Raw genomic sequence first — 23874 nt, forward strand, 5'->3', positions numbered from 1 at the left:
AAATGTAGGTTAATTTATGAATGTTACCTGGGCTGGCCCGAGGCAAGCGCCTTGTTAGCGCGCTTTATGGCCAGCTTTTCTTTCCAATCCATATAGCTGCTGCGGAAGTTCTTTTTCATCAAATCATCAAACTTGCGCTGTATGGTAAGGTTGTAAAGGCTTTTCGCTTTGATGGCCCACGAGCTGTCCCAAGCACGTAACGAAATAGAGAATGAACCATCAAGGTACTTCATCCAGTGCCAGTACCCGGTTGGCATAAACAGGGTGTCGCCATGTTCTAAGATGGCCTCCTGCCCTTCAATACCATCAAGCGCCGGGAATTTTGTAAAATCGGGGTTCTCTATATCGTAGTCTTCCAGTGCATAGGTAGCAAACGGTATTTTGTATAGACGTTCGCTCCACTTGTTGTCAAATAATATTACATGCTTGCGCCCATTAAAATGGGTATGAAATATGTGTGCCAGATCAATATCGTAATGCAAAAACGTAACCGAACCTTTGCCGCCAAAAAACATATTAGGGTATTTGTCTAAAAAGCCGCCCATCAGGTCGGTAGGGGAGCGGTAATCTTCGAGCAGCTTCGGCGCGTGTTTTATCGGGTCGAATAAGAAGATCCGCAGGTCAGTAGGTTCTTTTTGGATCAGGTCGATGTAATCGCCGAATTTCATTTCGGCAGCAGAGGCGTTAATGGGTTTAGACGGATCGGCCTTTGAGCTATCGTAAAGCGGTACAACCTGGTCGCCGACAGTTTCCTTTAAGTAATCGAAGGTCCACTTTTGCAGGGCAGGCCAGCTTTGGGTAGCCTTGCGTATAACCAATGGTTTGCGTGGCTTTAAATAATTATTGATAAAATCTTCTTTACCAATATTATCAACTCTGTCAATGGGGGTAAGCGACAAGCTCATATTTTTTCTCTGCTGAAAACGGTACAAAAGTAATTGTTTAACAATGGCATAACATTTAAAAAGCCATTTGTGATGTTTTTTTGACAAAAAAACAAGCCCGGCGCTTATTGCAGCCGGGCTTCTACTTTTCAAGGTAGTTAGATAAGTGTGCAGTTTGCAAAGAATGCGAACCGATAGCTGCTAACTAAATTAGTTAGGCATTAACACGGTATTTACTACATGGATTACGCCGTTGCTTTGGTTAACATCTGCAATGGTTACCCAGCTTTTGCCGCCCTTTTCATCAACCAGGTAAATCTTTTTACCGGCCATCATAGCTTTAAGTACGCCGCCGCTAACGGTGGTTAATTCGGCAGTGCCTTTCCCGGCTTTAATTTTAGCCATTAAATCTGCCGCGCTTACTTTACCTCCTACCACATGGTAGGTTAAAATTTTAGTAAGTGCTGCTTTGTTCTCCGGTTTTACTAAAGTTTCAACGGTGCCCTTTGGCAATTTGTTAAAAGCCTCGTTAGTTGGTGCAAATACAGTGAACGGCCCGGCTGATGATAAGGTTTCTACCAAGCCTGCCGCCTTAACAGCTGCAACCAATGTGGTGTGATCTTTAGAGTTTACTGCATTCTCTACAATGGTTTTTGTTGGGTACATAGCAGCTCCACCAACCATTTTAGTTTGTGCATTAACATTTGGGGCAATTGCAATAGCTGCTAAAGCAAAGGCCGCGATAATTAATTTTTTCATGTTTTTTAGGTGTGAATTATTTGTAAGGAGATACGCCGTAAAAATGCAGGCGGTTTTACTCGCGCCTATAATTCCAACACCCAAACGCTATAACGTGCTTAATGACGGTTTACTCACCCCGGACATCGCTTCGCTCATCGACCCTTTATTCGCTGCGCGGAAAGAGGGTGGGGGAATTTTAGTGCCGTTGGCTTACAGATTTTAAAAAAACAAACTCGAAGCGATATTATCTGCGTATAATTTGCCTTGGGTAGTAAGGGTTAAAACGTTGCCTGTTTGCTTTATGCTGCCATCATCAAAAAAAGGCACAGCGGCTTCTAAAACGTTGTTTTTTGCGCCCGGGGCAATGCTGTTCAGTTTATTCAGGTCCAGGCCCCAGATGGTGCGGAGCGAGGTCATGATATATTCGTTCAGGCGGTTGATTTCTGTCAATACCTCAATTTCGGCAGGGATGGTATTTTCTAATAAGCTTTTTATGTATCTGGCATTGTTAGCTATATTCCATTGGCGGGTATCGCCATTAAAGGAGTGTGCCGAGGGGCCTATGCCCAGGTAGTTTACGCCTTTCCAATAGTTAGAGTTATGGCGCGAGTAATGGCCCGGTTTGCAAAAATTCGAGATCTCGTATTGCTCAAAACCGTTTACCTGCATGGCATCAAGCATGATGTTGAACTGATTGGCGCTTTGGCTTTCGTTCATAGGGGGCTGCTTTTTTTTGCTGATAAAAGCTGCCAGCGCGGTTTGCGGTTCAACCGTCATGCTGTAGGCGGAAATGTGTGGGATACCTAATTCAAAAACTTTATTGAGATTATGCTTCCACTTGGCATCACTAAGCAAGGGGTAACCATATATCAGGTCTACAGTTATGTTTTTGAAGCCTGCATCCTGTGCCCGTTTTACAGATACTTCGGCTTCATTTGCGCGGTGTATACGGTTCATCCATTGCAGGTCCTCATCAAAAAACGACTGGATACCTATACTGAAACGGTTAACAGGTGTATGCCTGAAGGCGTTTATCTTTTGCTGGTCCAGGTCGTCGGGATTAGCCTCCAGGGTTATTTCAGTATCGGCGCTAACGGCGTGTAATTCGGTAATAGCATTGATAATACGCATGATCTCATCTGCCGAAAGTACTGATGGTGTACCACCACCAAAGTAAATGGTTTCAATGGTTTCGTTTTGGAGATAATCCTTGCGGATGCCGATCTCTTTTAACAGGGCCGCCACCATCTCGTCTTTATATTTTGCCGATGTGCTGAAATGGAAATCGCAGTAATGGCAGGCTTGCTTGCAAAAAGGGATGTGGATGTAGATACCGGCCATGGCGCAAAAATCGTGATATTAATTTAATTTAAACAGAACAAATGGTTTACCTAATATCATAAATTTTGCATATGCCGCCATAAATAAGGTAAATTTGCTGCCATTACATGGCTTTATTAATGCGCTGGTTTATTTGTGTTTTATTTGTAACTGTTATAGCATCTGGTGCCGCATACGCGCAGGCCGATTCTGTGCAGAAACCGGCAGATAGCGTACGCATTCGCCCACGGTTTAAAGGCCCGCTTCCATTTCTGGATTCGGTTGCACATGCTACTGCAGCGCGCGAAAAATTTATATCAGATTCATTGGCAATGGTGTATGTGAAGGCGCCCGACCCTAACAGGCCTAACATGTTTGTGGATAGCATATTAAAAGCGAATGAATATAAAGGTGATAATTACTTTAGCCTCTCCACCAAATCGCGCATCAAACAGGGGTATGGGCACACCCGCCCATCGCGCGATATTTGGGTAATTGCAGTTATTATCATATTGTTACTTTTCGCATCGGGCTTAAACATATTCTCCAGTAAGGATATGAGTAATGTTTTCCAATCGTTTTATAACCGTAAAAGCAGCACCCAGGCGGGTAAGGAAGAAAGCCCCATCAACTTTTGGACATTCGTAGGTTTGTTCCTGTTATTTGGCTTTACATGCGGCTTGTTCCTTTATCTGCTTACCACGGGATATTATAAAGTTTATTATACAATTGCCGGCTTTCAGCTTTTTGCAACACTGTCTTTTGTAATTATAGCATTGTTTGCCAGTAAGTTCCTGGTGTTAAATTTTTTAGGTTTTGTGTTTGATATCAATAAGCTGGTAGCTGAGTATATATCGGCCTTATCGCTCACTTATTTTAATATCACCTTTATTTTTTTGCCTGTAGCGCTATGTTTTAGCCTCATAGCAGAAAAGTTCATCCCGTTTTTATTGGTGTTAACGTTACTGTTTGTAATAGTGATATTTATATGGCAATATCTGCGCAGCAGCGTAAGTATTATTTCAAATTTTCGATTTCATAAATTTTATTTATTTATCTATCTTTGTGCCCTTGAAATTTGCCCCATATTAATATTGATTAAGGCACTTAATATAGGATTTAGGTAGAATTAAACATGGCATTGGAAGATAGAAAGAAAAAGGTTAAAAGCATATTAGTTACGCTGCCAAAACCCGAGAATGATAAAAATCCTTATGCTGAATTGGCCAAAAAGCTTAATTTAAAAATTGATTTTAGGTCGTTTATTCATGTTGAAGGGGTGCCTGCTAAGGATTTCCGTAAGGAAAAAATTAACCTGGCCGATTTTACCGCTGTTATTTTTACCAGCCGTAACTCGGCAGACCACTTCTTCCGTATTTGCGAAGAGATGCGGTTTGAGGTGCCGGTAGAAATGAAGTACTTCTGCCTGTCAGAAACTATTGCCCTGTACCTTCAAAAATATATCCAATACCGTAAGCGTAAAATATTTTTTGGTAAACAAACCGCTGCAGACCTGGCCGAGGTTTTAAAGAAGCATTCAGCCGAAAAGTTCCTTTACCCTTGTTCTGACGTAGCTGCCGAGGAAACTCAAAAGTTTTTGTTGGATAATGGCTACAATTTTACTCCTGCTGTACTTTTCCGTACGGTGTGCAGCGATCTGAGCGATCTTGCAGAGGTTTTTTATGACGTTATCGCGTTCTTTAGCCCATCAAGCATCCAATCATTATACAAGAACTTCCCCGATTTTAAGCAGAATAACACCCGTATTGCGGCTTTTGGTGCTACCACGCATAAGGCAGTTTTAGAAGCGGGCCTCATCTTAGATATCCCTGCGCCAACACCCGGCGCGCCTTCTATGACCATGGCAATTGAGCAGTATGTTAAGCAGGCAAACAAATAAATAAGGTTTTAGCACTACAATTCCGCAACATTCTTCAAAAACCCACGTATAACGGTGAAAGTATTTATGTAATAACGAAATATTTTTATCGCGCCGTTTGCTTTTTTAATGAAATAATGGCGACTAATTTTTAACTATTAGCCGTGTTTATTACATTTTAAAAACATTTTTTCTGTTTGGTTACTGTAAAAGTGATATATTCGGGGGTGCGTTCTGTTACATAGGATTAATAGATATTACTGATTTTGGATACAAAATGAAACAAGTATACTTTTTAATAATAGTTTTTGCCTGTACTATATTAACAGGCTGCGGTATTGGCGGCGGCGGGGGAGCTTCAAGCGGAGAGGTTATTGGTGTTAAGCAACGTTCTTTCAGGGCTACTACTCCTTTAAACATGGTTTATATAAAAGGCGGTACTTTTCTAATGGGCCAAACAGACCAGGATGTAACCTTCGCGCAAACCGCACAGACCAAACAGGTAACCGTTCCGCCTTTTTTTATGGACGAAACCGAGATCTCAAACACCAAATACAAGCAATTTGTATTTTGGGTGCGCGATTCAATTGCCATTACAAATTATCTAAACGATCCCAAATATTACTATCAGCCTAAGAAAGGTGCAGCCGCAGATCCCAACGGCAGGAAATACATCAACTGGAAATATGTTGAGAACAACCCGGTGTTTAGTACCCGCGGTAAAAACGCTTCGGCAAATCAACAAAAACTTCAGGGGCTTTATTACCAGGGCGATGACCGCGTTTTTGACCGAAACGAAATTGATGTTCGCTTATTAAAATATAACTACGCTTTGTTTACCCTGCGCGACGCGTCAAACCGCCGTAACGATAAAACAGCAAAGCGTTCGGATTTTATTTTGCGTGACACAGTAGGCGTTTATCCGGACACATTGGTATGGTTAAACGATTTTTCGTACGCGGCTAACGAGCCAATGGTAGAGGGTTATTTCTCTCACCCGGCATACCGCAATTACCCGGTTGTAGGTGTTACCTGGCGCCAGGCCCGTGCATTTACCGCATGGCGCACACGTTTAAGCGATGGTGCTAAGGATGCTAAACACATTCCACATAACCAACCATTTGCTTTGCCAAATGACGCGGAATTTGAATATGCCGCTCGTGGCGGCCGTATAGGTACCGATTACCCATGGGGCGGCCCTTACATTAAAAACGCTAAAGGTTGTTTAATGGCCAACTTTAAACCAGGCCGTGGTAACTATACCGATGATGGCGGCGCTTATACCGTTAACGTAAGGTCATACTTCCCTAATGATTATGGGTTGTATAACATGGCAGGTAACGTTGCAGAATGGACATCATCCGCTTATGACGAGTCTGCATCGACATTCGTGCATGACCTTTCACCAACATTCGATTACGAAGCAAAACCAAATGACCCCGAGGTGCTAAAACGTAAAGTAGTACGCGGTGGTTCATGGAAAGATATTGGTTACTTCCTTCAAAACTCAACACGTACTTTCGAGTACCAGGACACCGCGAAATCATACATTGGTTTCCGTTGTGTAACACCATTCCTTGGTCGCGACATCAGGGACAAACGCTAAACAAAACAACATACAAATACAAACATCTTTACTAAAGTTATGGCTGGGAAAAAGAAACCTTTCGGAATCGGGAATGTTATATCAATTGGCGCTACAGTTGTTATAATCGGGCTTTTGTTTAAAATTCAACACTGGAAGTTCGCTTCAGAATTTATAACACTTGGGTTAGGTACCGAAGCAATATTATTTTTAATACTTGGTTTACAAAGGGAAGACAAAGAAGTGGATTGGGTACGTGTGTATCCTGAGTTAAGTGAAGATTTTACAGGCGAATTGCCTAAATCATCTGCCAGGCCTGCTATATCGGGTGGTGATAATTTCTCTAATACCGCCGCTTTAGACAAAATGCTTTCTGACGCGAAAATAGGCCCCGAGCTTATTGGTAGCTTAGGAGAAGGCTTACGCACCTTTGGCGATAAGGTTAACGCTATATCACGCGTAACTGATGCCGGCGATGCTACTATTGCTTTTACAAACAAAGTAAAGCAGGCAACTGCAAGTTACGATGGTTTAAGCCTTGCTTTTGAGAAAGCATCTGCTAACCTTAACGAAATGGCAAGCACCAATATCGATTCTAAAGCTTACCACGATCAGGTAACTAACCTGGCTAAAAACTTATCATCTTTAAACGCCGTGTACGAACTGGAACTACAAGATTCGAGCGCGCACCTTAAAGCGATGAACAGCTTCTACAAAAACCTATCGTTAACGATGAACAACTTTAACGAGTCGTTAGATGATTCTAAACAGTTTAAGGAAGAGGTTGGCCGTTTAGCTAAAAACCTTGCCTCATTAAACTCGGTATATGGTAACATGCTTACAGCTATGAACCAACCAAGGGTTAACTAACATATTTAAGTATACCAACACAGAAGAATATAAAGCATGGCCGGAGGTAAAGAAACCCCAAGACAGCGGATGATAGGTATACTGTACCTGGTACTTTTAGGGCTTATAGCGCTAAACGTTCCGGACAGCCTATTGGATTCATTCAAGAATATTACGAACAGCTTAGATCAGTCACGAGTAAATGTTACTACCGGTTTAGATAATACCTATTCGGCATTCGAGTCCACTAAGTTAAAAGAGCAGCCCGAAAAAGCAGGTCAGTTATTGGCTAAAGCAAAAGAGGCCACTAAAACCACTAATGAGCTTAACGCGTACATCGAAGAACTTAAAAAGGAATTGATTGAAAAAGGCGGTGGCATAAATCCCGAGATTAATGATGTCAACGCAAGAGAAAGCCTTGATATATCATCAGAAGTGATGATAAACGGTAAAAAGGCCGATGTGTTAAAAGGAAAAATTGAAGCGACTAAGGCAAAACTTATTGCACTTCTAGGTAAAGATGGTGCAGGCGTTAACTTTTCTTTAAACGCTAACGATCCGCCTAAACGCTCGGGTTATCCAAGTAAAACCTTCCAGACAGGTTATTTTGGTGAGGGTATACCGTTAGGAGCGGCTTTAACCAAATTAGCCCAGATACAGGCTGATAACAAAAACGCCGAAAACGAAGTTGTAAAAAAGATTTTAGGTAAAGTTGACCAGGCGCAAGTAACGTTAAACCAGTTTAAAGCTATTGCTGTTGCACCAACAAGTTATGTTTTATCTGGTCAGCAATATAAAGCAGAGATATTTTTAACTGCTTACGATGCAAACTCAAACCCTACAATTACCGTAGGGGGGGCACCTGTACCAACCGCTAACGGCGTAGGTACTTACACCACCACGGCAAGTGGCGAGGGGATAAGGAACTGGACAGGCCAATTATTGGTTAAACAGGTAGAAGGGCCACCAAAGGCATACCCTATTAGCGGCAGCTATATGGTAGCGAAACCATCGGCAGTAGTATCGCCCGATAAAATGAACGTATTATACATTGGTGTGCCAAACCCATTATCAATTTCGGCACCGGGTGTACCTAAAGAGAGCATAAAAGTTAGCATGAGCGGTGGCTCGGTAAGTGGCTCTAACGGCCATTACACAGCAACTGTAAATTCAATAGGAACTGCTAAAGTAACCGTACTTGGCGAAAAAGGTATGGTATTAGGCGCATCGGAGTTCCGTGTTAAGCGTATACCTGATCCTAAAGCGATGTTTGCTGGTAAAAGCGGTGGTAAAACCAGCGCGGCCAACATTCGCGCGCAGGACAGGCTTTTTGCAAAACTGGACAACTTTGAATTTGACGCTAAATTTAACGTTACAAGGTTTAATTTAATTATTATAAAACCACGCCAGGATGCTGTAAGTTTGACCACAACAGGTGGTGAGCTATCAGGTGCTATGCGTTCGGCTATGGCTGGTGTAACACCGGGTACCACAGTAGTATTTCAGGACATTGTAGCTGTAGGGCCGGATGGCACGCAGCGTGGCCTCGACGCTATTGTATTACAGGCTAATTAAAAGAGTTATGAAAACAAGATTTTTGATCATTGTACTTTGCCTGGCTTGCAGCGCTTCGTTCGCTCAAACTAAAAAAAGAACAACCAAAAAAGCTGGTACGAGGGCACGAACACAGGCTCCGGCAACTTCGCGTGTTAGCCCTGATAATCAGGTAGGAGGTGCTGGCAGCGGCGCAAATGCAGGCTTATCACCAGCGGATACAATCAAGAAAAAGCCTTTTGACCGCCCTATGGATGGTTATTATAAGAAAAATAATATCCTTAGTGCAAAGGTAACCCCTTATGCTAACCTACGCGAAGCCGACGTGATGTTTGCTAAACGCGTTTGGCGCGAGATAGATCTTCGCGAGAAAATGAACCGGTACCTTGCTTCGCCAAAAGGCAGATTAATAGATGTGCTAATGGCAGCTATTGATTTGGGTGAACTTACCGCTTACGACCCAACCCCAAGTAAAGACGACCCTAACGGCGACAGCTTTAGCAAACCACTTGCCCCGGGTCAGGCGCGTGCGCGCATGGCCGATAGCTCGGTTGTAGATAAGTTTGATAAAGATGGTAACAAGATAGGTTCAACTATACAGGCCGGTGAATTTAACCCGGATAGCGTTGTAAAGTTCCGTATTAAGGAAGACTGGTATTTCGACAGGCAACGATCGGTTTTTGAACCACGTATTATTGGCATAGCGCCACTATACAAACCAAAAGCAGCGGGCTTAGATCTGGATTACCAACCAGCTTTCTGGATATATTTTGACGAGGCACGAAAAGTGTTAGCCGTTAAAGAAGCCGTTAGCCGTAACAACGATGCAACAGGCTTAAGTTTCGACGACTGCTTTGTAAAGCGTATATTCACCAGCTACATCGTAAAACAATCTAACGATAAGGACGAACGCATCCGTGATTACGCCCAGGGGATTGATAAGTTGTACGAATCTGAAAGGATCAAAAAAACCTTACTGGATTACGAGCTTAACCTCTGGAAATACGGCGAGTAATAATTCTCCTTAAAAAATATGGAAGCCCGTTGCGAAAGCAAACGGGCTTTTTTGTCTACGATAAATTATATATTTTATTGCAACCCGGTTACCCCGCTTACTTCCGGTTTAAAGTATTGGGCTATAGCTTTAGCCTGCTTTAAATTCACCACTTCCTGCAACTCGGTCTCTGTTGCTTCTCGAATCTTTTTAACAGATTTAAAATATTTCAGCAGCTTCTCGGCAGTTGTTTTGCCAATGCCCGGTATCAATTCCAGTTCTGTAGCTAAAGTGCCTTTGTCGCGCTTTTTGCGGTGAGCGGTTATACCAAAGCGGTGGGCCTCATCACGCAATTGCTGTATTACTTTTAACGTTTCAGAGCGTTTATCCAGGTACAGCGGGTACTGATCTCCAGGATAGTATAGTTCTTCCAGCCGCTTGGCGATGCCTATAACGGTAACCTGTTTATCTATCCCCAGTAGCCTTAAACTTTTCATGGCCGATGACAACTGCCCTTTACCACCGTCAATAATAATAAGCTGCGGCAATTCTGTCCCCTCATCAAGCATACGGCGGTAACGGCGGTGTACGGCTTCTTCCATGGTGGCAAAGTCATCGGGCCCTACCACGGTTTTTACGTTGAAAAAGCGGTAGTCTTTTTTAGAGGGTTTAGCATCCTTAAACACCACAATGGCCGATACCGGGTAGGCACCCTGGAAATTGGAGTTATCGAAACACTCGATGTGGCGGGGCAGCACATTCATCCGCAGATCTTTCATCATCAGCGTTAGCAAGCGCTCGGTACGCACCTCGGGGTTAAGCTTTTCGTACTGGTCTATCTTTTCCTTTTTAAAGAACATCACATTCTTTTGCGACAGGTCCAGCAGTTTGCGTTTCTCGCCCAGTTTAGGTACGGTGAACTTTAGCTTTTCATCTTCAAGATCAATATTAAACGGAACAATAACTTCTTTAGAGGTGCTGTTATACCTGGTCCTGAACTCGGTTATAGCGATGCTGAGCAATTCCTCATCGGTTTCGTCGAGGCGCTTTTTAAGCTCTATGGTCTGAGTTTGGGTGATAGTGCCATTCATCACCTTGAGGTAGTTTACAAAGGCGTATTTCTCTTCGGATGCGATGCTAAAAACATCTACATCGGTAATAGAAGAATTTACAACGGTTGATTTGCTTTGATAGTTCTCCAGCAGATCCTGCTTACGTTTCAGGCGATGAGCCAGCTCAAAGTTAAGCTCACTTACGGCCTTATCAAGGTCGCTCTTCAGTCCGCGTACAACGTTGCCTATTTTTCCGTTAAGCACATCTGTTATTTCGGCAATATTCTGGTCGTAATCGGCTTCTGATTGAAAATCTTGGCAAGGCCCTTTACAATTGCCTAACTGGTACTCCAGGCATACTTTAAATTTGCCCTTCTCAATATTCTCGCGGGTAAGGTTAAGGTTGCAGGTACGCAGGGCGTAAGTTTCTTTTATAAGCCCTAAAATAGTGTGCATCATGCTTACAGATGCATAGGGGCCAAGATACTTTGATCCATCTTTAATGATACGCCTGGTCCAGAATATGCGCGGGTAGTTCTCGTTCTTGATGATGATCCATGGGTAAGTTTTATCATCCTTAAGCATTACATTGTAGCGTGGCTGATGCTTTTTGATCATGCTGTTTTCCAGCAGCCAGGCGTCAACCTCGGTATCAACAATTGTAAAGGTTATATTGCGGATCTTTGATACCAAAACACGGGTTTTGGCATTTATTTGCGTATCCTTATTAAAATATGAACCCACACGGTTACGCAGGTCTTTTGCCTTACCAATATATATGAGCTGCTTCTCGCTGTCCCAATACTGATATACACCAGGTTTGTGCGGTATATTTTTTAAAGCTTCCTTGTAATCGAATTTATCCATTTGTTGTTGGAATGTTGAAATGTTTTAAAGTTGTAATGTTGAGCCAAACAGATAATACAACCTTTAAACCTTACAACATTTCAACTTTATAACAATTTGCTAAAAATCCAGTTTTTTCTCCACCTCGTTAGTGCCTTTTTGTTGCTGGCTGTAGGCGCCGCAATCAAGCGTGATAGACAGCCCCGACTTTGGCGGCACAAAATCTACATTCTTTTTAATGCCAAGCGATTGATTGGCGTAAACCCGTTTCATGTAGCCTGCAAATATTGGCAGGGCGGTGTTTGCGCCTTCGCCCAGGCGGGTAGAGCGGAAGTGGATATCGCGGTCCTCGCACCCTGTCCATACACCGGTAACCAACTGAGGGGTTATACCAATAAACCAACCGTCGGAGTTATCATTAGTTGTACCAGTTTTACCGCCAATGGGGTTGGTCAGCCCGTATTTACCGCGTAAGCGCCAGCCGGTACCTTCGTCAATAACCCCTTTAAGCATATAGGTCATCACATAAGCGGTTTGCTCGTTCATGGCCTGTACAATGCGCGGCGAGTTGTTATATAATACGTTGCCATTCTTATCCTCTATACGTAACAGGTAAGTAGGCTCTGTCCATACGCCCTGGTTGGCAAACGCGGAGTAAGCGCCGGTCATATCAAAAACAGATGCGTCAAAGGTACCTAAACAAATAGAAGGGTATGGCGGCACAGGGCTGGTGATTCCCATCTTTTTAATTAATTCCATAACAGGCGTAGGCTTTACCTGGTCCATCACATAAGCGGTAACCCAGTTTTGCGAACGGGCAAGCGCGGTACGTAAGGTAATAACACCCGGCACAGTTTCGCTGGGTGACGAACGAGGGGTCCAATCGGCACCATAACCGGTGATAGTTATTGGCTCGTTAGCCACCTGCATACAAGGCGAAAACCCATCATCAATTGCTACAGCATAAGTAAAGGGCTTAGCGGTAGAACCTACCTGCCGGGTACCCATTTTTACCTGATCGTATTTAAAATGCTCGAAGTTGGTGCCGCCTACCCATGCTTTGATATAGCCTGTAGTAGGGTCCATGCTCATTAGGGCATTACGTAGCATCATTTTACAATACACTATCGAATCGATAGGCCTCATTACCGTATCAATATCGCCACGCCAGGTAAATAAATTCATTTTGGCGGGTTTATTGAAATCCTCGCGGATCTCTTCTTCTGACGCCCCCTGCGATTTGAGGGCAATATACCTGTCGGACCGGTACATTCCTTTATCTAACAGTGACTTAAATGTAGGGATGGTTTTCCACAAGCTAATCCCTTTCCAGTGCGCATTAAATTGTGCCTGCAGGGTACGCATGTATTCTTTCTGCGCGTCCTCGGCGTATTTTTGCATGGTAGCGTCAATGGTGGTATAAATTTTCAGACCGTCGCGGTCAAGGTCGTAAGGGGTAGTTCCATCAGGTTTTAAGATGGATTTATCAACCAATATTTTTTGCACCTGTTTTTTTAATACCGCCCTAAAGTAGGTGGCAATGCCATCATTATGGTCAATAGGGCTAAAGGTTAATCCAAGTGGTTTGGCCTTATATTCTTCGGCCTGTCCCGAGCTTAAAAAGCCTTCTTCATCCATACGTCTCAGAACGAAATTACGGCGGTTTTTAGCATTTTCAGGGTGGTTTATGGGCGAATAAATGCCCGGCCCGTTTATCATTCCTATTAAAAGGGCTGCCTGGTCTGGCGTAAGCTTATCCGGCGTGGTGTTAAAATAAGTACGCGATGCCGAACTAATGCCGTAAGTATTATAAGCACCAAAATCTACTGTGTTCAGGTACAGCGTCAGGATCTCCTCTTTGGTATAATTACGTTCTATCTTAACCGCGGTTATCCATTCCTGCAATTTTTGGATGATACGTTTGAAAGGGTTGTGCGATCGCTCGGAGAACAAGTTAAGCGCCAACTGCTGTGTAATGGTACTGCCGCCTTGCTTTTTACCTACAAGGTTATAAAGCACTATACTAAAAGTACGCTGAAAATCGATGCCCGAGTGCTGGTAAAAGCGGGTATCTTCGGTAGCAACCAAGGCATTAATTACGTTTGGCGAAATTTGCTTGTAGGTAACGCTCGTACGGTTTTTGATGTAGTATTTACCGATGATCTGCTTGTCTGACGATATGATCTCTGATGCCTGGTCGCTCTTAGGGTTCTCCAATTCGCGGAAGGATGGGAGCGGGCCAAATACCTGGAAGGCGATAAGCAATATCATGAGCAGGAAAAAGGAGAAGCAGGCTATTACAAACCGCCAAATGTACCAGTTGTAACGTTTTATATCCTGTTGTGAAACTTTATTGATCATCTTAGTTCTTAGTAGTTTTGTTGATAATAGTCTATATAACTATCCAGTTTTTTACGGTCGGCTAATTTATCCAGATTTTCTTGGGTTATGATAAAAAAGCTGTATTTATCCTTTGGTACCTTCATAATATCCGGCATCAGCGGTAAAATTTTGCGGGCATAATCCTTAACCTCCGTAATATTATTGAACCGACCTATGTATATCAGTTGGTTATCGTACCCTACGGCTTTAAGCTGGTGCTTTATACCTGCAGTGCTGTAACTAACCCTGTTAAACTGCCCAATACCAAAACGTGATGAAGACAGATTGATTGCACCACTGCTTACATTTATCACCAGGTAATAATTGGTGCTATCGCGCATATTAAATATAGATGGCACTTGCTTTACAGGTGCAGTATTAGGTACAGGGGCAATTGGCGCCTCAACCTTTGCCGATTGTGTTACAGGCGGTAATATATCGGTTTTAGTTTCGGCAGGCTTTTCTTCTTTTACAGGTTCTTTAACTACCGCAACTTCTGCAGATTTTTTAACCCCAACAGGGGCGGCTGTTATTGCAGATGCTTTTTCTTCCTTAATTATAGGAGGCGTAACGGGTTTAGGCTCGGGCTTACGTACATCCGGTAGTGGCACATATTTTTCGGCAGGAACCCTGAGCTCGGTTTCTTTTTGATAAACGATAGGCAGGGTAAACTGAGGGTCGTTTATTTCACGGTCGGATATGACCACTTTGCGCTGTGCCAATTCCGGTTGGTTAGCAGCTATGTAGGCAAGGTGTTGATTAACCAGCGGTGTTATTAGCTTATCATCCGGATATTTGGCAACAATATTTTGCAAATCTGTACTAAAGGGGGTAAGCGGCTCCTGGTGCGCGGCCGCAAAGGCACGTAAATAATAGATCTGCGAAGCAAACCTGTTATTAGGGTATTGCGCTAACAATGCATCAGAAGATGTAATGACCTTTGCATATTGGCGGGTAGCATACAGGTCATATATGTTATTATATAGGATACTGAAACCGGTATCTTCATCATTAATGTGTTTGCTATACTCCGGGTCGAGAATGATCCTGGCAAAAGGGGTTTGCGGATAATTTTTCACCAGCAGGTCCTTATACCTGTTTGATGATGCCGGGTTGGTATCGCTATATAAACGGTACAGGTTATAATATATAGCAGCCGTGTTATCGTTATTTGGAAAGCGCTTTAGTATGGCCTCGTAAGCTGCAATGGCTTCTTTTTTATCGTCTAATACATCCCGGTAAAAATTGGCTATATCTAAATAAGCATCATACATACGCTTGTTAGATTGTGCCAACAGCCCGGGAGTAAGCGGCAAATTCTGCAACAACTCTTGCCTGTAGTTACCCGCGTTAACGTTATTGGGGTTGCTTAAAAGATCATTAGCGCCGGCATCTGGGTCGGTAGCTTGTATAGCTACGGAGTTGTTTTGCGTAATATCGCTGCTTGCGCGGTTTGCCCTGCGCCAGTTATCTTCTAAACGGCGGTTACCCCAAACCCGTTTAAAACTGCTAAAGCCCTGGCTCACCGCATTTGCGTTGCTAAAATAAAAGTTGCTGCCATTTGGCAGGCTCTCTTGCGCAGGTTGGTTTAGGTTGGCAGCGCCAAAGGGCTCTGCGGGGTTATTAACCTGTACAGATTGGGTACTTAAAATTTTAGCTTCAACCATTCTATCAATACGAGCAAGGCGGGCGGGCTCGTCAAGCTTTGCCAGCATTTGCAGGGTATCTTCGCGGTCTATTATCTGCAACCTGTCTGCCAGTACTTGTAGGTTCTCTGCCTTCTTCTGAATAGCATTGTAATTAGGGTAGTTGGGCGACAAGTTTACGAGCGCGCTGTCGTAAAAGTTTTTTGCACCGGTGTAATCGGCCTTATTCTTAAAGTATACATCAGCCATCCGCAAATAGGAGAGCCCTTTTTGATTTTGGTTTTTAGTGCTATAGTTTACAGATTGCCTGTAGCTTTTCAGCGCGTTATCAATTTCGCCATCGTTATACTGTAGCTGGGCTATCTGGAAATAGATCTGGTCGGTAAAATCTTTGTTGTTTTGGTTTTTAAGTAAAGAGCGTAGCCTTGTAAGGCGACTAACCTTTACGCCACTCTGCATATCCTCTATGCGTATTCGGTTTAGGTTAGCATTAAAAGCCATATCAAATACAGCATTGCTTTTACTAACACGGTCGTAATTAGCAATAGCATCCGCAGGCTTATGGTTCATTTCCTGCAGTTGGGCTAAAATAAACGTCCAGCGTAATTCGCGTTCTTTGCCATGCGCGTGCTCTATTGCAAGTTTGGCCATTGTCTCGGCATCTATGTAATCCTGTACATTTATATCGTACTGCAGTTTGGTGGCGTATACATCACCGGTAATGTTTTTCTTAGGATTAATTTCTGCAAAGGCGCTATCTAAAGTTGTTTTGGCATCGTTTGGCTGGTTAATGTATAGTAGTGAACGCGCTTTGTAAACCAATGCTTCCTGTTTTAATTCAGTGTTGCTGCCAAACGAGCGGATAACATAGTTTGCATACTCCACCGCGTCGAAATAATTACCATCAAGATAATTTGCTTTGCTTAGGAGCAGGTAGGCATCGCCAAGGTAATGGCTTTGTTCTTTTATGCTGATGATGGTATTGGCTTTTTGCTTGACAAGGTCAAGTTCTTTATCGGGTTCATCGCTGCGGGTAACGGTATCGCGGTAAACGCTCAGCAGTTCGCTGTAATCATCAACATAGGCTGCTTCGTAAGCTTCCTGCTTCTGGCGGAGTAGTTCTTTGGCATTAAACAGGATGTTGTATTTGGCTGTAAGGTTTTGCAGGCCGCGGTTAAGGGCGCTTTTTTTCTCAAGCGAACATCCGGCAATAACCAATATAATGGCAAGCAATAATAACTTTGGTACAGAAAAGGTAAACGTATGCCTCAATTGGATATATTTTGTATTGATCATAACCACAATACAATAAATTGATCGTTTGTGGCTAAGGTTTATAAATGCATTGCTAAAATACTAAAGATTATGCAATAGGTTTAATAAATTTGCCGGATGGCAGAAAATGAACAGAAACAACCCAACGATAGCGGCAAAGCTGTTAACGCTTATGCCAAATATACCGGGCTGGCATTCCAGATGATAGCTGTTATTGGCATTTTTGCATTTGCCGGCTATGAAATAGATAAAGCCGGCCAGCATACCACCATGTGGGTAACCGCGGCGCTATCGCTTGCCGGGGTGTTTGTTTCGTTGTACCTGGTTATAAGATCTGTAAAAAATTGAGTCCTGTAAAAATTTTTATAGCTTTTGCAGTATTTGTAATGCTGTTGGCAGCCATACCGGCACTATTAATTTATACAGGCCATAGCGGCCTTTTGCTGGCCAAATTTTGGGTGCTTTTTACTTTTATAACCGGGTTTACTTTTATAGTAACAGCCTCTGTATTGTTCATACAGCGTTTTAACCCTGCTTTATACGCCCAGGCGTTTTTAGCAACTACTATTGTAAAGATGCTGGGTTGTATGGCATTCGCCCTGTTATTTGTGTTAAAATTACACATTGACCACGGCATTTTTTTGCTCAACTTTTCTTATTTATATTTCTTGAATACGGGCTTTGAAGTATACGTTTTGTTGTGTAACTTGCGCAACCAAAATTGAAAGTAAAAAACACTCATTCAATGTATTTTAGCCACATTTTGAAATCAAAAAAAATAGCTCTCGGCCTTGTTTTAGGCGTTTTTTTAACTTTTTGCACTTGTAAAACTTTTGCTATACAGCACGGCGAGGATCATTCTGAGGTGGCCAAAACTGAAAAAGAAGAAGCATTTAACCCAAGTGAAGTAATTCTTGAACACATTGCCGATTCGCATGTATGGCACCTTTGGGGGCATACCTCAATTCCGTTGCCTGTAATTTTATATACCGACAAAGGCTTAGAAGTTTTTTCTGCTGAGAAATTTGAGCATGGCCATGCTGACTATGCAGGTAAATACTACACTTACCGTTTGGTTAAAGACAAAGTGAATATTGTTGGCGAGAATGATACGCTGTTATCGGCCGCGACAGTATTAAGCCTTAATAAAAAACTGGTAGATCTTTCTATTACCCGCAACGTGGTAAGTATGTGGCTTTCGATGGTGTTATTGCTCATCATTTTCTTTAGCGTATCATCTGCCTATAAAAAGCGCGAAGGTATGGCTCCTAAAGGTTTGCAATCTTTCATAGAGCCTATTATTATGTTTGTAAGGGATGATATTGCCCGCCCAAACATTGGTTACAAATACCAGCGCTTTATGCCTTTGTTATTAACCGTTTTCTTTTTTATATGGATCAACAACCTTATTGGTTTAGTTCCTTTCTTTCCGGGTGGTGCAAACTTAACCGGTAATATAGCAGTAACGTTTGTACTGGCTATAATTACCCTAATAGTAGTAAACGTAAACGGTAACAAATATTACTGGAAACACATTTTTGCGCCCGATGTACCAAAGCCATTGTACATTATTATGTGGCCGGTAGAGCTTGTGGGTATCATTTCGAGACCGTTCGCGTTAATGATACGTTTGTTTGCCAATATTACGGCAGGGCACATTATTGTGTTAAGCTTAATATCCTTAATATTTGTATTTAAGAGCGCTTACGTATCAATAGTATCGGTTCCGTTTGTGGTGTTTATGGATGTGCTTGAGCTGTTAGTGGCAGCCTTGCAGGCGTTTATCTTTACCTTGCTTACTGCCTTATTTATAGGTACTGCGGTTGAAGAGCATCACCACTAATAATTTGTAAATAACTATATAATATATATTCACTTTAATTTTAAAACTATGTTTGGAAGTATCGCTGCATTAGGTGCAGGTTTAGCAGTAATCGGTGCCGGTATCGGTATCGGTCAGGTTGGTGGTAAAGCAATGGAAGGTATTGCACGTCAGCCGGATGCCGCTTCAAAAATCCAAACTGCAATGATCATCGCTGCGGCCCTTATTGAGGGTGCTGCTTTGTTCGGTGTGGTGGTATCGTTCCTGGGCTTAAAATAATCTTTGTCCCAACGGTAAATTAATAACCGTATTTGCAGCGGTTGGCGGCAGATACGGTTATATTAAATTGACATTTAACCTTGTATAAAAAATGGAATTAGTTACTCCTGAAATTGGCTTAGTATTTTGGACCACGGTATCGTTTTTAATACTGTTCTTTTTACTTGCCAAATTTGCCTGGAAACCTATTATGGGTGCTATTGACGAGAGAGAGCGTTCAATAGAAGATGCTTTACTTAAAGCAGCTGCAGCTAAAGATGAGATGGCGCGTTTAACTAACGAGAACGAATCATTATTAAAAGACGCCCGTGCCGAACGCGACCTTATATTACTGGAAGCCAGAAAGCTAAAAGAACATATTGTTAGCGAAGCTAAAGAAGCAGCGCAAAAAGAAGGTGCACGCCAAATTGAACTGGCACGTATCGAGATCAACAATCAAAAAAATATTGCTATGGCTGATGTTAAAAATCAGGTATCGGCATTATCAATAGAAATTGCCGAGAAAGTACTTCGCAAGCAGTTTGAAGACCAGGGCAAGCAGGACGAATTAGTAGCCGATTTGCTTAAAGAAGTGAAATTATAATATAGACATGAGGTGTGAGACATGAGACAGAATTAGTCTCAGATCTCAAATCTCCAATCTCAAGAACAATGTCAGAAGTAACAGTAGCAATAAGGTACGCAAAAGCATTGATAGACCTTGCTGAAGAGCAAAATGCTGTTGAAGCCGTTAAGGACGATATGGTGCTTTTTTACAAAACTGTAAGAAGCAGCCCCGAGCTTGGTGCCGTTTTAGCTAACCCTGTGGTACCTCATGGTAAAAAGAAAGCTATACTGGCCGATATTTTTGCAGCTAAGGTAAGCAAGGTAAGTATGGCTATGTACAATATAATGATTGATAAAGGCCGCGGGAACGTATTATATACAACCTCTCATGAATTTATTGCTTTGTATGATATTAAGCATAATATTACTTATGCTAAAGTAGTATCTGCTGCAGAGCTATCTGAAACTAATAAAAAGAAATTGCTTGATGAAGTGCAGCAAGCTATTGGTGGTACTATTAAATTAAATACCCAGGTAGACCCGTCCTTAATTGGTGGTTTTGTACTTACTGTAGGCGACAGGCAGATAGATACAAGTGTTGCCACAAGCCTTAAGAAAATTAAAAAAGAATTTGCAAGTATTGCAACAGTATAATAACATTAATACTCTAAAATAATCTCAAAAATGGTAGAGGTAAAACCAGACGAAGTATCAGCAATTTTGCGTCAGCAATTAGCCGGCTTCAAGTCAGAATCTGAATTAGAAGAAGTAGGTACCGTACTCCAGGTGGGTGATGGTATTGCCCGTGTTTACGGTTTAACCAAAGTACAATCAGGAGAGCTGGTTGAGTTTGACAGCGGTTTGCAAGGTATCGTACTGAACCTTGAAGAAGATAACGTTGGTGTGGTATTGTTAGGTAAATCTGACGATGTTAAAGAAGGTGATACCGTTAAACGTACCAATCGTATTGCCTCTATTAATGTAGGCGAAGGTATGCTTGGCCGTGTTGTAGATACTTTAGGTAACCCAATTGACGGTAAAGGCCCAATAGTTGGCGAGACTTACGAAATGCCGTTAGAGCGTAAAGCTCCGGGTGTTATCTATCGCCAGCCGGTAACCGAGCCATTACAAACCGGTATCAAAGCTATCGACGCGATGATCCCGATTGGCCGTGGCCAGCGTGAGTTGGTTATTGGTGACCGCCAAACAGGTAAAACCGCGGTTTGTATTGATACCATCATCAATCAAAAAGAATTTTACGATGCCGGCAACCCGGTTTACTGTATATATGTAGCCTGTGGCCAAAAAGCCTCAACTGTTGCAAACATTGTACGCACGCTTGAAGAGAATGGTGCTATGCCTTACTCAATAGTAGTTGCGGCTAATGCTTCGGACTCTGCTACCATGCAATTCTTTGCTCCGTTTGCAGGTGCTGCAATTGGCGAATACTTCCGCGATACAGGTCGCCCTGCTTTGATCATTTATGATGATCTTTCTAAACAGGCGGTTGCTTACCGTGAGGTGTCATTACTATTGCGCCGCCCACCGGGCCGTGAGGCTTATCCGGGCGACGTGTTTTACCTGCACAGCCGTTTGTTAGAGCGTGCCGCTAAAGTTAACAGCAATGATAACATAGCGCAGCAAATGAACGATTTGCCGGAGTCTATCAAACACATTGTTAAAGGTGGCGGATCATTAACCGCTCTTCCAATTATCGAAACTCAGGCGGGTGACGTATCTGCATACATCCCAACCAACGTAATCTCGATCACCGATGGTCAGATCTTCCTGGAGTCTAACTTGTTCCTGGCCGGTATCCGTCCCGCAATTAACGTAGGTATCTCGGTATCGCGTGTGGGTGGTAACGCTCAGATCAAATCGATGAAGAAAGTTGCCGGTACACTTAAACTTGACCAGGCACAATACCGCGAGTTAGAGGCATTCTCTAAATTCGGTTCGGATCTGGATGCATCAACCAAAAACGTTATTGATAAAGGCGCACGTAACGTAGAGATACTTAAGCAAGGCCAGTTCTCTCCGGTATCGGTAGAAAAACAGGTAGCTATTATCTACTTAGGTACTAAAAACCTGATGCGTAACGTGCCTGTAAATAAAATACGTGAGTTTGAAGCTGAGTTTACCAGCCAGTTAGAGCTGCGCCACCCCGAAGTGCTGGCTGCCCTAAAAGCAGGTAAATTTGATGACCAGTTAACAGGCGTACTGGAAACAGTAGCCAAAGAACTGGCAGGAAAATATTAATTTTAGATATGAGATATGAGATGCGAGTATTGAGATAAATACTCGCATCTTATAAATAAAAATAATCGGGATAAGATTGAAGGTTGAGTTGATCTCAAATCTCTGATCTTACATCTCAAATCTCAGAAAATGGCTAATTTAAAAGAAGTAAGAAACAGGATAGTATCCGTTAACTCCACACAGCAAATAACCAAGGCCATGAAAATGGTTTCGGCAGCTAAGCTGAAAAGGGCTACAGACGCTATTGTACAATTACGCCCATACGCTAATAAATTGAAAGATTTATTAGATAACCTGTCGGCGACTTTAGAGGACGGTGCTTCACCTTTTCTACAGCAGCGTCAGCCGGTGCGTGTATTGATTGTAGTAGTATCATCAAACCGTGGTTTGGCGGGTGCTTTTAACACCAACGTTATTAAAACAGCTAACAACCTTATTGCCGAAAAATACAGCGAGCAGTTAAGCAAAGGCAATGTATCTATTGTTGCTATCGGTAAAAAAAGCCAGGAATTTTTTCAGCGCCGTAAGTTTAACGTAATTGGCAACAATAACGACCTGTATCTTGACCTGAACTTTATTAATGCTTCTAAAATTACTGAAAGCATTATGCAGGGTTTTGTTAACGGCGATTATGACCGTGTTGAACTGGTGTATAACCATTTCCGTAACGCGGCTATACAATACCAGGTTGCAGAGCAATTATTGCCTGTACCACTTCCTGAAGCTAAAGCAAAGGAAGAAGCCTTTAAAACAAAGGGTGGCGTTATTGAGAACCAGGTTAACTACATCTTAGAGCCTTCGCAGGAGGAGATAGTAGAGCAATTGATCCCTAAAAATATTAAAATACAGCTATACCGTGCAGTTTTAGATTCAAACGCATCTGAGCATGGCGCGCGTATGACAGCGATGGATAAAGCGACCGAAAACGCGGGCGACCTGCTGAAAGCCCTAAAACTTTCGTACAACCAGGCGCGCCAGGCGGCCATCACTACCGAGCTTACCGAGATCGTAAGTGGTGCAGCAGCATTAGGCGGTTGATAAGAACCATTAACTTCATAAATAAGAAAGGCTTTCCAATTTGGAAAGCCTTTCTTATTTAACTTAAAACTATATGTCATTGCGAGAAGCGTAGCGACGTGGCAATCTCGTCGCTTCTAAGCTAATCAAGCGACGAGATTGCCACGCTAACGCTCGCAAGACATTTTTATATTATCGGATTAGCAGCGTAGGTTTTCCACAATTCATCTACAGATTTGCCGGTAAGCTTATTCCATGATGCAGGGGAATAACTATGATCGCGCATTTGGCTGTCCAGTTTTTTTACGGTGCCTTTTTTAACCTTAGTTTCTACCCATAGTAAAAAGCGGGCGGTAACGCGGTAGGCGTTATCGTAATTTTGGGTGGGTTTAAAATCGGGTAGTTTCCATTTGGCGGCTTCGTTGGCTACGCCGTGTTCGTTACGTACATAATCGGCAATACCTTCGGTTAACCAGCCTGGTCCGTCCTCAAAATTGCCATAATCCTGCGCAATATGCATTACCTCATGTGTAACTACATCAATATCGTTAGGGTGCTTGGTCATGTATGCGGGGCTAAAAACCACGCGGCCATTATCTGTTGCGGCAACACCGTGGTAAGCTGTGTCGATAAAAAACTCCACCTGTTTTAGGCTTTTCTTATTGTACTCATTTACAATTTTGGGGTAAACAACAAAAAAGGTGCTGATCAATTTATCGGTAATGGCTTTATCGAAATGTTCGTCGTTACCGTGTACAATTAGGGTATAGCCGTTACGTTTTATAGTATCGGGACCGGACGCAAAACTTGCGCCGCATATGAAGCTGGTTAAAAATATCAATGTTAATTTTTTCATTCAGCAAAAATAACTTTAATGAGCAATTGCAGGCCATATCGCCGTAAAAAGCCTGATACAATACTAAGCTTGAAATATAAAAGAGTTT

General features: G+C 42.6%; 21 protein-coding genes. 14 read left to right on the forward strand and 7 right to left on the reverse strand.

Annotated features, from left to right (window positions below):
- Positions 1-23 precede the first annotated feature (23 nt).
- The 3 genes from ACFQZI_RS11575 to hemW form a co-directional block, all read right to left on the reverse strand.
- Complete coding sequence (locus ACFQZI_RS11575; protein WP_377142694.1) at positions 24-905, reverse strand: cupin-like domain-containing protein; 882 nt, start codon at positions 903-905, stop codon at positions 24-26.
- 189 nt (positions 906-1094) lie between these two features.
- Complete coding sequence (locus tag ACFQZI_RS11580) at positions 1095-1643, reverse strand: fasciclin domain-containing protein (protein ID WP_377142696.1); 549 nt, start codon at positions 1641-1643, stop codon at positions 1095-1097.
- Between the two features lie 201 nt (positions 1644-1844).
- Positions 1845-2966 (reverse strand): radical SAM family heme chaperone HemW, encoded by a 1122-nt coding sequence (hemW, locus tag ACFQZI_RS11585; protein WP_377142698.1) that lies wholly within the window; start codon positions 2964-2966, stop codon positions 1845-1847.
- Positions 2967-3073: 107 nt separating this feature from the next.
- Here hemW and ACFQZI_RS11590 point away from each other — a divergent pair, with 107 nt between their 5' ends.
- The 6 genes from ACFQZI_RS11590 to porN all read left to right on the forward strand — a co-directional run bounded on the left by ACFQZI_RS11590 (position 3074) and on the right by porN (position 9827).
- A complete protein-coding gene (locus tag ACFQZI_RS11590; protein WP_377142700.1) occupies positions 3074-4072 on the forward strand; it encodes a DUF4271 domain-containing protein in 999 nt (332 codons plus the stop codon).
- An 8-nt stretch (positions 4073-4080) separates the two neighbouring features.
- The gene (locus tag ACFQZI_RS11595; protein ID WP_377142702.1) at positions 4081-4845 is read left to right on the forward strand and encodes a uroporphyrinogen-III synthase; all 765 of its coding nucleotides are present in this window, start codon (positions 4081-4083) and stop codon (positions 4843-4845) included.
- A gap of 256 nt (positions 4846-5101) precedes the next feature.
- A complete protein-coding gene (porK, locus tag ACFQZI_RS11600) occupies positions 5102-6430 on the forward strand; it encodes a T9SS ring complex lipoprotein PorK/GldK (protein ID WP_377142704.1) in 1329 nt (442 codons plus the stop codon).
- A 39-nt stretch (positions 6431-6469) separates the two neighbouring features.
- Positions 6470-7279 (forward strand): type IX secretion system motor protein PorL/GldL, encoded by an 810-nt coding sequence (gene porL / locus ACFQZI_RS11605; RefSeq protein ID WP_377142706.1) that lies wholly within the window; start codon positions 6470-6472, stop codon positions 7277-7279.
- 36 nt (positions 7280-7315) lie between these two features.
- Positions 7316-8833 (forward strand): type IX secretion system motor protein PorM/GldM, encoded by a 1518-nt coding sequence (gene porM, locus ACFQZI_RS11610; protein WP_377142708.1) that lies wholly within the window; start codon positions 7316-7318, stop codon positions 8831-8833.
- 7 nt (positions 8834-8840) lie between these two features.
- Positions 8841-9827 (forward strand): type IX secretion system ring subunit PorN/GldN, encoded by a 987-nt coding sequence (gene porN / locus ACFQZI_RS11615; RefSeq protein WP_377142710.1) that lies wholly within the window; start codon positions 8841-8843, stop codon positions 9825-9827.
- Positions 9828-9901: 74 nt separating this feature from the next.
- Here the strand turns inward: porN and uvrC are convergent, their stop codons facing one another.
- From uvrC to porW, 3 genes are all read right to left on the reverse strand, one after another.
- Positions 9902-11725, reverse strand: coding sequence for an excinuclease ABC subunit UvrC (gene uvrC / locus ACFQZI_RS11620; RefSeq protein ID WP_377142712.1), 1824 nt, complete (start codon positions 11723-11725; stop codon positions 9902-9904).
- A gap of 99 nt (positions 11726-11824) precedes the next feature.
- Positions 11825-14065, reverse strand: coding sequence for a penicillin-binding protein 1A (locus ACFQZI_RS11625; RefSeq protein WP_377142714.1), 2241 nt, complete (start codon positions 14063-14065; stop codon positions 11825-11827).
- 8 nt (positions 14066-14073) lie between these two features.
- Positions 14074-17028 carry a type IX secretion system periplasmic lipoprotein PorW/SprE gene (porW, locus tag ACFQZI_RS11630; RefSeq protein ID WP_377142716.1) on the reverse strand — a complete coding sequence of 985 codons (2955 nt, stop codon included), beginning with the start codon at positions 17026-17028 and terminating at the stop codon, positions 14074-14076.
- Between the two features lie 96 nt (positions 17029-17124).
- On the opposite strand from porW, the gene ACFQZI_RS11635 reads away from it, so the two are divergent.
- The 8 genes from ACFQZI_RS11635 (at position 17125) to atpG (ending at position 22951) form a co-directional block, all read left to right on the forward strand.
- A complete protein-coding gene (locus ACFQZI_RS11635) occupies positions 17125-17355 on the forward strand; it encodes an AtpZ/AtpI family protein (RefSeq protein WP_377142718.1) in 231 nt (76 codons plus the stop codon).
- Positions 17352-17732, forward strand: a complete 381-nt coding sequence (locus ACFQZI_RS11640; RefSeq protein WP_377142720.1) for a hypothetical protein — start codon at positions 17352-17354, stop codon at positions 17730-17732. The genes ACFQZI_RS11635 and ACFQZI_RS11640 overlap by 4 nt, the downstream gene beginning before the upstream one ends.
- Before the next feature lie 38 nt (positions 17733-17770).
- Positions 17771-18850, forward strand: a complete 1080-nt coding sequence (gene atpB / locus ACFQZI_RS11645) for a F0F1 ATP synthase subunit A (protein WP_377142722.1) — start codon at positions 17771-17773, stop codon at positions 18848-18850.
- 48 nt (positions 18851-18898) lie between these two features.
- On the forward strand, positions 18899-19108 hold the full coding sequence (gene atpE / locus ACFQZI_RS11650) for an ATP synthase F0 subunit C (protein WP_377142724.1): 210 nt from the start codon (positions 18899-18901) through the stop codon (positions 19106-19108).
- Between the two features lie 91 nt (positions 19109-19199).
- The gene (atpF, locus tag ACFQZI_RS11655; RefSeq protein ID WP_377142726.1) at positions 19200-19691 is read left to right on the forward strand and encodes a F0F1 ATP synthase subunit B; all 492 of its coding nucleotides are present in this window, start codon (positions 19200-19202) and stop codon (positions 19689-19691) included.
- A gap of 68 nt (positions 19692-19759) precedes the next feature.
- On the forward strand, positions 19760-20308 hold the full coding sequence (gene atpH, locus ACFQZI_RS11660; protein ID WP_377142727.1) for an ATP synthase F1 subunit delta: 549 nt from the start codon (positions 19760-19762) through the stop codon (positions 20306-20308).
- A 30-nt stretch (positions 20309-20338) separates the two neighbouring features.
- Positions 20339-21913 carry a F0F1 ATP synthase subunit alpha gene (gene atpA, locus ACFQZI_RS11665; RefSeq protein WP_377142729.1) on the forward strand — a complete coding sequence of 525 codons (1575 nt, stop codon included), beginning with the start codon at positions 20339-20341 and terminating at the stop codon, positions 21911-21913.
- A gap of 129 nt (positions 21914-22042) precedes the next feature.
- Entirely contained in the window at positions 22043-22951 is a 909-nt protein-coding gene (gene atpG, locus ACFQZI_RS11670; RefSeq protein ID WP_377142731.1) for an ATP synthase F1 subunit gamma, read from the forward strand.
- A 166-nt stretch (positions 22952-23117) separates the two neighbouring features.
- Here atpG and ACFQZI_RS11675 read toward each other — a convergent pair whose 3' ends face one another.
- A complete protein-coding gene (locus tag ACFQZI_RS11675; protein ID WP_377142733.1) occupies positions 23118-23786 on the reverse strand; it encodes a basic secretory protein-like protein in 669 nt (222 codons plus the stop codon).
- Positions 23787-23874 lie beyond the last annotated feature (88 nt).

The sequence above is a fragment of the Mucilaginibacter lutimaris genome (assembly GCF_042676625.1).
In the GTDB taxonomy this organism is placed as follows: Bacteria; Bacteroidota; Bacteroidia; order Sphingobacteriales; family Sphingobacteriaceae; genus Mucilaginibacter; species Mucilaginibacter lutimaris.

Excerpts from the sequence above, each read along its gene's own strand:
- ACFQZI_RS11575 (WP_377142694.1), bottom strand. The coding sequence starts at position 905 with ATGAGCTTGTCGCTTACCCCCATTGACAGAGTTGATAATATTGGTAAA.
- ACFQZI_RS11580 (WP_377142696.1), bottom strand. The coding sequence starts at position 1,643 with ATGAAAAAATTAATTATCGCGGCCTTTGCTTTAGCAGCTATTGCAATT.
- hemW (WP_377142698.1), bottom strand. The coding sequence starts at position 2,966 with ATGGCCGGTATCTACATCCACATCCCTTTTTGCAAGCAAGCCTGCCAT.
- ACFQZI_RS11590 (WP_377142700.1), top strand. The coding sequence starts at position 3,074 with ATGGCTTTATTAATGCGCTGGTTTATTTGTGTTTTATTTGTAACTGTT.
- ACFQZI_RS11595 (WP_377142702.1), top strand. The coding sequence starts at position 4,081 with ATGGCATTGGAAGATAGAAAGAAAAAGGTTAAAAGCATATTAGTTACG.
- porK (WP_377142704.1), top strand. The coding sequence starts at position 5,102 with ATGAAACAAGTATACTTTTTAATAATAGTTTTTGCCTGTACTATATTA.
- porL (WP_377142706.1), top strand. The coding sequence starts at position 6,470 with ATGGCTGGGAAAAAGAAACCTTTCGGAATCGGGAATGTTATATCAATT.
- porM (WP_377142708.1), top strand. The coding sequence starts at position 7,316 with ATGGCCGGAGGTAAAGAAACCCCAAGACAGCGGATGATAGGTATACTG.
- porN (WP_377142710.1), top strand. The coding sequence starts at position 8,841 with ATGAAAACAAGATTTTTGATCATTGTACTTTGCCTGGCTTGCAGCGCT.
- uvrC (WP_377142712.1), bottom strand. The coding sequence starts at position 11,725 with ATGGATAAATTCGATTACAAGGAAGCTTTAAAAAATATACCGCACAAA.
- ACFQZI_RS11625 (WP_377142714.1), bottom strand. The coding sequence starts at position 14,065 with ATGATCAATAAAGTTTCACAACAGGATATAAAACGTTACAACTGGTAC.
- porW (WP_377142716.1), bottom strand. The coding sequence starts at position 17,028 with ATGATCAATACAAAATATATCCAATTGAGGCATACGTTTACCTTTTCT.
- ACFQZI_RS11635 (WP_377142718.1), top strand. The coding sequence starts at position 17,125 with ATGGCAGAAAATGAACAGAAACAACCCAACGATAGCGGCAAAGCTGTT.
- atpE (WP_377142724.1), top strand. The coding sequence starts at position 18,899 with ATGTTTGGAAGTATCGCTGCATTAGGTGCAGGTTTAGCAGTAATCGGT.
- atpF (WP_377142726.1), top strand. The coding sequence starts at position 19,200 with ATGGAATTAGTTACTCCTGAAATTGGCTTAGTATTTTGGACCACGGTA.
- atpH (WP_377142727.1), top strand. The coding sequence starts at position 19,760 with ATGTCAGAAGTAACAGTAGCAATAAGGTACGCAAAAGCATTGATAGAC.
- atpA (WP_377142729.1), top strand. The coding sequence starts at position 20,339 with ATGGTAGAGGTAAAACCAGACGAAGTATCAGCAATTTTGCGTCAGCAA.
- atpG (WP_377142731.1), top strand. The coding sequence starts at position 22,043 with ATGGCTAATTTAAAAGAAGTAAGAAACAGGATAGTATCCGTTAACTCC.
- ACFQZI_RS11675 (WP_377142733.1), bottom strand. The coding sequence starts at position 23,786 with ATGAAAAAATTAACATTGATATTTTTAACCAGCTTCATATGCGGCGCA.